The sequence below is a fragment of the Phenylobacterium sp. genome, from assembly GCF_031181185.1.
Taxonomy (GTDB): Bacteria; Pseudomonadota; Alphaproteobacteria; order Caulobacterales; family Caulobacteraceae; genus Phenylobacterium.
This window is the reverse complement of sequence record NZ_JAPSKZ010000223.1, coordinates 1-5,054: the sequence shown is the minus strand read 5'-3', so window position 1 is coordinate 5,054 and position 5,054 is coordinate 1. Positions and strand designations below refer to the sequence as shown.

Genomic DNA, 5,054 nt, shown 5'->3' with positions numbered 1-5,054 from the left:
CCGCAAGGCGGGGCTCGGCGTCGGCGGGCTGTTCGTGTTCCAGACCTCGCTGATCTTCCTGGGCGCGGGGCTCTCGGCCAGCCTCCTGATCCGCAGCCGGTTCTGGGCGTTGGCCGCTATGGCCGCGTTCGCCGTGGCCTTCGTCGCCGTGCCGCCGATCCTGGGTGTGGCCCTCGCCCACTGGCGCGACGTGACGGTGGCGAGCTTCGCCCTGGGCAGTCTCGGGCTGTGGCTGCTGGCCGCGCAGCGTCGCAGCTGGACGCTGCTGGTCCCCGCCGCCCTGATGCTCGGGATGAGCGTCTCGCTGCGCTACAACGCCTTCCCGCTGTTCGCTCTGGTCGCGCCGCTGATGGTCTGGCGCCCGTTCCTGGAGCCGCGCCCGGGCCTGGCCTTGCGCGCGCTCACCGCCCTCTTCCTGGTCGTCGCGGTTGGCCTGGCCTGGGCCTCCTGGCAGTGGCGGTTGCCCGACTTCAAGCGCCTGCCGCCCGTCACCACCGTCTACCAGCTGCAGCTTTTCGACCTGATGGGCGTCTCGGCCTGCGCCGACCGCAACTTCCTGCCGCCGGCGGTGACCGACGGCCGCCCGATCACGCCGGCCCAGATTCGGGAGGCCTACGATCCGCGCCACGAGCAGATGGCGCACGAGCCGGGCGCCAGCGATCCGCCGATCCTCAAGACCGACGGGGCAGGCGCGGTCTCGCGCGCCTGGCGCGAGGTGATCCCACAGAACCTCGGCTGCTATCTCGACCACAGGCGGGTGGTGACGATGGAGCAGCTCGGCATGGCCAAGCGCGGCGTCTTCTATCCCGCCCACGGCACGATCGACGTCAACGACTACGGCCTCAAGCTGGCGCGCCCCAAGCTGTCGCGCCAGGTGACCGCATATGTGGAGCGCAACGCCCTGGAATACTGGCGTCGGCCGGCGCTGCTCTACGCCCTGGCCTTGGCGGTGACGGGGCTGCTGGCCCTGCGGAGGGACCCGCGGGCTCTGCTGGCGCTGGCGCTGACCGGCGGCGCCTTCGCCAACGTCGCCCTGCTTTTCCTGGTCGGGCCCGCGGCGGACGCCCGCTACATCTTCCCATCGAACCTCTTCTGCGCCTTGGTCATCGCCGCCGGGGTGGCGGCGCTGCTGGACGGCCGGATCGCCCGGGCGAAAGGACGCTGATGGCGCCGCAACGCAGCCGCGTCGGCCGGAGGCTGTCGCTGGTCATTCCGATGCACAACGAGGTCGCCGGCCTCGACGTGCTGTTCGAGCGGCTGCAGGCCGTGACCCCGGCGTTGGGCGTCGCGCTGGAGATCGTCTGCGTCGACGACGGCAGCCGCGACGGCACGCTGGACGCCCTACGCGTCCGGGCCGCGGCGGACCCACGTGTGCGCGTGGTGGCGCTCTCCCGCAACTTCGGCAAGGAGGCGGCCCTCACCGCGGGCCTCGAGGCCGCCACTGGCGACGTGGTCGTACCGCTGGACGCCGACCTGCAGGACCCGCCTGAGCTGATCGGAGAGTTCCTCGCTCTATGGGAGCAGGGCTACGACGTGGTCTACGGCGTGCGCGCCGACCGCAGCAGCGACAGCCTCGCCAAGCGGACCACGGCAGGGCTGTTCTATCGGCTGTTCAACCGGCTCTCGGACTATCCGATACCGGACAGCGCGGGCGACTTCCGTCTGATGGACCGCGCCGTCGTCGAGGCCCTGAAGCGCCTGCCCGAGCGCAACCGGTTCATGAAGGGGCTATTCTCCTGGGTCGGTTTCCGCCAGGCCGGCGTGCCCTATGTGCGGCCGGCGCGGGCGGCGGGCGAAAGCCGCTGGAGCTACCGCAAGCTGGGCCGCTTTGCCCTCGATGGCCTGACCGCCTTCACGACCGCCCCGCTGCGCGTCTGGACGGGCGTCGGCGTCGTGGCCGCGCTGGTCGCGGTCGCGGCCGCCCTGTTCCTGATCGGCCGGGTGCTGATCGTCGGGCGCGACGTACCAGGCTACGCCTCGCTGATGGTCGTCGTCCTGTTTGCCTTCGCCCTGCAGATGATCGCGCTGGGCATCCTGGGCGAGTACGTCGGGCGCATGTACCAGGAGGTGAAGCAGCGGCCGACCTATCTGGTGCGCGAGCGCATCGGCTTCGAGGACTAGCGGTGGAACGCGCCATCTACGATCGCCTGCGCGAGATCGAGCAGGACCACTGGTGGTTCGTCGGCCGCCGCGCCGTGCTGACCGCCGAGATCGCCCGCCTCGGCCTGCCCGCCGAGGCGCGCCTGCTGGAGGTGGGCTGCGGCGCGGGCGGCAACCTGGCGATGTTGCGCACCTTCGGGACGGTCTGCGCCGTCGAGCCGGACGAGCCGTCGCGCGCCTATGCGGCAGCCCGCGGCCTGGCCGACGTCCGCGAAGGCTGGCTGCCGGACGGCCTGCCCGACTTCGGCGCGCCCTTCGACCTCGCCTGCGCCTTCGACGTGGTCGAGCACGTGAACGACGACCGCGGCGCGGTGGCGGCCATGGCGGCGCGGCTTTCCCCCGGCGGCCGGCTGGTGATCACCGTGCCCGCCTATGCCTGGATGTGGAGCGCCCATGACGCCGCCCACCACCACAAGCGTCGCTATCTGCGCGGCGAGGTGCGGGAGCTGATCGAAACCGCCGGGCTGAGGGTGCGCAGGGTCAGCCACTTCAACACCCTGCTCTTCCCGCCGATCGCCGCCGTCCGTCTGGCGAAGACAGCGCTCAGGCAGGAAGGTGGCGATGACGAGGCTCTTCCGCCCGGGGGCCTCAACCGTACGCTGGCCGGGATCTTCGCGGCCGAGCGCGGCCTGTTACGCCTCGGCGACCTGCCGTTCGGCGTCTCGATCCTGGCCGTCGCCGAGAAGCCGGTGTGAAGGTGCTGGCGCGTCAGGCCGCGACGTTCGCGGCCGTGGGCCTCGCCGCCACCGGCGTGCACGTCGCTGCCGCGCTCGCCTTCCGCCACGGCGCGGAGCTGGGGCCGCTCACCGCGAACTTCCTCGCCTATCTCTGCGCCGTCGGCGTCTCCTACCTGGGCAATGCTCGCCTGACCTTCGGTCGTCCGGCCCTGCGCGGCGCCCAGTTCCTGAGGTTCCTGGTGGTCTCGCTGCTGGGCCTCGCCTGCACCCAGGGCCTCACCTGGCTTCTGGTGACGCGCCTGGGCTGGCGATTCGAGTTCGGACTTGCCGTGGTGGCGGTCCTGACGCCGGCCATGACCTTCGCCGCCTCCCGCCTCTGGGCCTTCGCGGAGCCCTACTCTAATCGCCGGTCGCGGGTGGCCTCCCAGGACGGCCGCTCCTCGTAGGGCTTCAGGCCGCCCTTCAGCAGACAATCCCAGACCGCTTCCGCCGTCTCGGCGAAGTGGAAGAGGTCCAGGTCGCCAGGCGCGATCATGCCGGTCTCCACCAGCCCCTCGAAGTTGATCACCTTGCGCCAATAGCCCTCGTCGAAGAGCACGATGGGGATCGGCGGCGCCTTGCCGGTCTGGCGCAGGGTCAGGATCTCGAACAGCTCGTCGAAGGTGCCGAAGCCCCCGGGGAAGACCACCAGCGCATTGGCCCGCATGGCCAGGTGCATCTTGCGCATGGCGAAGTAGTGGAAGCGGAACGTCAGTTCGGGGGTCGAATAGGCGTTCGGCTCCTGCTCGTGCGGCAGGGTGATGTTCAGGCCGATGGACGGCGCGCCCACGTCGGCCGCCCCTCGATTGGCGGCCTCCATCACGCCCGGCCCGCCGCCCGTGCAGATCACATTGTGACGCTCGCGCCCGCCGGCCAGGTAGGCGCCGCCCCGCTGCGAGGCGAGCGCGCCGAAGGCGCGGGCCTCGGCGTACCATCTGGGCTGCGGATCGGGCCCGTCCTCCCGCACCCGGGCGCTGCCGAACACCACGATGGTGGACTTCACGCCCCACGTCTTCAGCGCCTCGTCGGCCTTGGCGAACTCCAGCAGGAAGCGGACGCCTCGCATCGACTCGCCGAGCAGGAAGTCCTGGTCGAGGGCGGCCAGCCGGTAGGTCGGCGAAGCCATCTGGGCGGTGTTGGAGGCGCTCTCTTCGGTCATGCACCTCAAGGTGTCAGGCGCAGGCGCCGCCGTCGAGGCTAGCGCCGCCGCGCGGCCCCGATCAGCGCGGCGATCGCCCAATCGCGGACCTCGCGGGCCTCGTCGTCCGACAGCCGCAGGACGTCGCGGGTGACCACGAAGCTCTCCGTGCCGATGACGATGGCCAGCGCCGCCGTGAGCTTGTCGAGCGCCTCCGGATCAAAGGCGTCTCGCGCCGGCGCCAGCGCCGCCTCGATCAGCGGCGCCCGGCGGTTCTGGCGGGCCGGGAGGTCTTGGGCTCCGGCCCGGACGCTGGTCTCGAGGATGCGCGCCAGCATCAGGCGCAGGGGCGCCTCGTTGGCGAGGATCATGGCGTCGAACGCCGCGTCCACCTTCCGCACCCGCGCCAGGGCGTCGGCGGGCGGCGCGTCGTCCAGAATGGAAGCGTCCGGCGCGGCCACATGGACCGAGGCCTCCAACAGCAGGGCCTCGACGCTCGGGAAGTAGCGGTAGGCCGTGGCGCGGGAGACCAGGGCGGCCTCGGCCACCTCCTCCAGGCTCGGGCGGCGGCCCTCGCGCACCAGCCGGGCGGCGGCGTCCAGCAGATCCTTGCGGGTGCGCTGCTTCTGGTTCGGGCGACCGACCTTCGAGGGTTGGATCACGTCAGTCCTGCGGCAGCTGCTGGAGGATCGAAGCCAGGTCGATCCACACGTTCTCGCGCTTCATCTCCCCGGATTCGGAAAACTCCACCACGTGCAGCAGGCGAAACTCCAAGTCGCGTCCGCGGCCTTCCAGCCCGAACGGCCGCCCCACCGCCTTGCCGCGCCAGACACTGTCATCGACCAGGAAATCCTCGCCGTAGAGCCGGCGCAGGCAGCGCACTTGGCCCTCGGCAAGGTCGGCGAACAGCGCCTCATAGAATCCCCGGGCGGCTTCGAGATGCGCGACGACGTCCCGGGCGTGCTGGCCACCCTCGCCGACGACGCCGAGCACGACATCGTCGGTTGGCCCACCGGGCCCACGCGCGGCCGCGAAGCCGC

Annotated in this window: 7 protein-coding genes; 4 read left to right on the top strand and 3 right to left on the bottom strand. The window is 71.4% G+C overall.

Annotation, left to right across the window (positions count from 1 at the left end):
* From RIF93_RS18505 to RIF93_RS18490, 4 genes are all read left to right on the top strand, one after another.
* On the top strand, positions 1–1,165 hold a 1,165-nt coding region (locus RIF93_RS18505), incomplete at its 5' end, for a hypothetical protein (protein ID WP_309092924.1).
* A complete protein-coding gene (locus RIF93_RS18500) occupies positions 1,165–2,121 on the top strand; it encodes a glycosyltransferase family 2 protein (protein WP_309092923.1) in 957 nt (318 codons plus the stop codon). The genes RIF93_RS18505 and RIF93_RS18500, both read left to right, overlap by 1 nt.
* A gap of 2 nt (positions 2,122–2,123) precedes the next feature.
* Complete coding sequence (locus tag RIF93_RS18495) at positions 2,124–2,855, top strand: class I SAM-dependent methyltransferase (RefSeq protein WP_309092922.1); 732 nt, start codon at positions 2,124–2,126, stop codon at positions 2,853–2,855.
* Positions 2,852–3,283 carry a GtrA family protein gene (locus RIF93_RS18490; protein ID WP_309092921.1) on the top strand — a complete coding sequence of 144 codons (432 nt, stop codon included), beginning with the start codon at positions 2,852–2,854 and terminating at the stop codon, positions 3,281–3,283. Before RIF93_RS18495 ends, RIF93_RS18490 begins: the two co-directional genes overlap by 4 nt.
* Here the strand turns inward: RIF93_RS18490 and RIF93_RS18485 are convergent.
* The 3 genes from RIF93_RS18485 to RIF93_RS18475 all read right to left on the bottom strand — a co-directional run.
* Entirely contained in the window at positions 3,232–4,035 is an 804-nt protein-coding gene (locus RIF93_RS18485) for a TIGR00730 family Rossman fold protein (RefSeq protein WP_309092920.1), read from the bottom strand. The two genes, RIF93_RS18490 and RIF93_RS18485, sit on opposite strands and share 52 nt — an antisense overlap.
* A 38-nt stretch (positions 4,036–4,073) precedes the next feature.
* Positions 4,074–4,676 (bottom strand): TetR/AcrR family transcriptional regulator, encoded by a 603-nt coding sequence (locus RIF93_RS18480; RefSeq protein WP_309092919.1) that lies wholly within the window; start codon positions 4,674–4,676, stop codon positions 4,074–4,076.
* 1 nt (position 4,677) lies between these two features.
* On the bottom strand, positions 4,678–5,054 hold a 377-nt coding region (locus tag RIF93_RS18475; protein WP_309092918.1), incomplete at its 5' end, for an ester cyclase.